At 42.3% G+C, this 3,534-nt stretch carries 3 protein-coding genes; all 3 read left to right on the top strand.

Translation table 11 applies throughout. The features are described 5' to 3' along the window. Positions 1-1,065: 1,065 nt before the first annotated feature. Positions 1,066-1,971: an Abi family protein gene (locus CIK99_RS10440; protein WP_094381453.1), complete on the top strand. Its 906-nt coding sequence runs from the start codon at positions 1,066-1,068 to the stop codon at positions 1,969-1,971. Between the two features lie 982 nt (positions 1,972-2,953). Beyond that, positions 2,954-3,238: a DUF3127 domain-containing protein gene (locus tag CIK99_RS10425; protein ID WP_094381450.1), complete on the top strand. Its 285-nt coding sequence runs from the start codon at positions 2,954-2,956 to the stop codon at positions 3,236-3,238. A gap of 76 nt (positions 3,239-3,314) precedes the next feature. Further along, positions 3,315-3,534, top strand: a 220-nt coding sequence (locus CIK99_RS10420; RefSeq protein WP_371591025.1) for a hypothetical protein, incomplete at its 3' end; no start/stop codon positions are given.

The raw sequence follows: 3,534 nt of genomic DNA, 5'->3' as shown, positions 1-3,534 counted from the left end.
GCATCGTTTCACTAAACTTGACTTAGGGGGACTTCCTGAAAACTTTTGATTGCGATGACTGCTTAAAAAAGCTATGGCAGTAACTTACGCTGAGACGTGTGCTCTTCAACTAAATTGCAGAAGAACCTAAAAGGTTGACTCTCTCAGAGCAGGGTTTAACTTAAAATATGTTTACGTACTAAAATCGTTGACTTTGTTCTCTAAAAAGATTGACTGTCTTTCCTGATCTGGTTGACTCAATTCCCTTAATGCTGCTATCGAGCCCCTTTCACCTGCATTTTCTTGGTTTTGAAAAAAAATCATCATATTCCAACATTTTCCCGCCTTTTTCTTGGAACGTAACAATAAAATTACTAACTTTGCATAAGAAAAGCTGCATCTCGGCAAGTAAAATATTCAAGGCATGAATGGGATTGAGGGGGAAGAAATGACGGGCTTGTCGGAAGATGAAATCACAGCTTTGTAGATATACTATGGTTCTAAGGTTTTGTTGCATTCATTTACTTTGCGGGTCGTTACCTATATATCTTTTATCGTTTTGAAATAACGAAATTTATAAATAACCAATATGCCCACATCCGGACTTAGTGGCTGGGATTCATAGGGACAGGTACCACTGATTCGCGACAAATAACGAACCAATGTACCTGCCCTTATGACCCATACCTCTGTTTGGTTCCCTTATCAGTTAATTATTTGTAACATTTTCATTCTTTTTATTGCCATTTCAATAAAAAACACTATTTTCGCAAACTATAAGGAGGCCGATGAATGTGAGAATCAAGTAGATTCAAGAAGCTAGAGAGCATTGCCGATGTAAGCGCCATGACCCTCCATCCAATCCTCCGAACCGCCCAATATAGTTTGTAGATGCCCAACTTTGGTTTGCAGATGCCGCATTTTGCATCTCGAAACACCCAACATCTGTTAAAAATCACCTCCATTTCCGCACTTTTATTCCAAAATACTTGCACAATCCAAATAAATGTCTTACCTTTGCAGCGCTAGAACCCCCAAGCCTCTTAACAATGCTCAAATCGGGGGTCGTTTTATTTTTATACCATTATGAGATTATTGTTTGACAAGTCTTTTATGCAGCCTGATGATATGGTAGAGCTGCTGCGACATAGAGGGTTGGAAATCGAGAACCATCAGAGAGTTTCCCATTATATACGCAACATCGGTTACTATAGGTTGAGCGCATATATGTTCCCACTCCTGTGCCAACCTAAAGAGAAACATTGTTTTAAGCAGGGAAGCAAATTTCAGGATGCACTCAATCTATATCGTTTCGACAAAAAACTACGCCTTTTCCTCTTTAACGAGATAGAAAAGGTGGAGATTGCTCTTCGCAGTACTCTTGCAAACCTTGTGGCAGAGGAAACTGGCAATATATTCTGGATGACAGACGAGACCTTGTTTGCCAATAGTGACAAATTCAGACGAACCATGGAATTGGTGGATAAGGAGCTGAGGAACTCAAAAGAGGAATTCATACTGCATTTCAAGGAAAAGTACAGCAACCCTTATCCTCCTGCATGGATTCTCGTTGAGATACTTCCTCTCGGTGTTGTCACACGCATGTTTGAGAACTTGGCTGATAACACTCTCAGAAAGAAGATTGCTGCACGCTTCGGGTTGACTGTGCCAGTATTCACATCATGGATAACCGTTGTCACCCTAACCCGCAACGCCTGTTGCCACCACGCACGTGTGTGGAATAAAGAGAATGCCATCAGTCCGATGATACCACGAAGACTGAGTGACCGATGGATAGTTTCCAATGTATCGCCCAAACGTATATACTATAACATATGTATTATCAGGTGGTTCATCGACATTGTATCGCCCAACAACGATATGCTTGAACATCTACAGGCTCTCCTTGCTGAATACCCTATGATTGACACCCGTGCCATGGGTTTTCCACAGAATTGGCAGGACGAACCACTCTGGAGCACTCGATGCTAAAGACGGATGAACAAATAAAATTTCAATCAATGGCACAGAAAGCATTCTTTTCTTGTCCAATATATTCAAGCCAGCTGCTCCATTTGTATTCTCGGAAATACCCCCAGTCTCCAACAGGCTGGCTCTTGAATCGCTCCTGAAAGAGATGTCCTATTCGTCCATACTTGGAACGATGTCCAGATTCGTCTTGCTCCCGAACTGTTAGAGTACGCAAGATATTTAGAAAGCGCTGATAGTCTTCAGTGCTCTCAAAAATCTGTTGTTTGTTTACCCCTCTCAATATAACGTGATAGACTCCGCTATCTGAATGCGTTCTTGCTGTACGTGCCATTTCTCAATTGTATATAGATGGTTCACTTCACTGGACGTTCACCGACACTTCGAGTGCAAAGGAAACCAAGAGAAGGATATTGGTCGTGGGGCGGTTTATCTTCCATTATAACAACTTTTCAAATAGATAATTTGGAGAATCTTCCAGGGCGTGAACTGTCGTTGTTATATATCCAAGGCGATGCCACATGCCTAGAAAGAGTAGCAGCGATTAGTTTCACGCCTTTTTTGTCTTTATTTTATGTTATAAAACATATTCTTTTTCAAAAATTCACTCAATCGTTCACTCAAACGTTCACTATTGTTCACTATCGTTCACGCTGGCAATTTACCTATTGTCAGGTATAAATCGTTGTCTTAACTTTGCACCGTCAATCAGAAAATGACACATCTGGTTGGCGGTGATCTTTGACTTATTGGAACAATATAAACGAAAACGAAAACGAAAACGGGAACGAAAACGAAAACGAAAACGGGAACGAAAACGAAAACGAAAACGAAAACGGGAACGAAAACGAAAACGAAAACGAAAACGGGAACGAAAACGGGAACGAAAACGGGAACGAAGACGGCGAAGACGACGAAGGCAGCGGTTTTGCTACGATTTTTTTTAAACAATAAACATTTACAAACATTTTAAACATTTAAGATTATGAAGACAATAGGAAGAATTGAGAAGTGGGGACAGGTGACCCAGTTGCAAGGTAAGAACGGCACGATGTCGAAGTGCGAGGTGGTGATCAAGGACATCGGCGGCGATTATGCCGACACGTATGTAGCCACCGTGTGGGGGGAAGAGGCGAAGAAAAACATCGCCAAGGGCACGCCAGTGGCGGCGAAACTCCGTTTCTTCACACACAAACACGAGGGACGCACATACCAGGACATCGTGGCGGATGAGATCATTTCGTTGGCGGCAAAGGAGGTGGTGTTTTAGTTGACCGACGATTTTGCCGCCGCTAATACAACCCTTTTATTTTTTTTTCTTTAAACGTATAAGCATTTGAATTATTATGACGAAAAAAACTGAAACAGCTGTGAGCTTCTTTGGCGAAGCTACCGCTATTGGCGAGGGAGAATTCAGATTCGACCCACAGCTAAAGAATATGAATTCTGTAAAGAGCTTTCGCCGTGCCGGAACGGCGACGATGCTCGACGATGGCAGCTTCGGATTTGTGGCTAAGCACAGGAAGCCGAAGACGACGACCATTCTACGGCGGACTATACACGCCA

The sequence above is a fragment of the Prevotella sp. P5-92 genome, assembly GCF_002251245.1.
GTDB lineage: Bacteria > Bacteroidota > Bacteroidia > Bacteroidales > Bacteroidaceae > Prevotella.
Note: the sequence above shows the minus strand (reverse complement) of the source record. Positions and strands in the feature narration are given on the sequence as shown.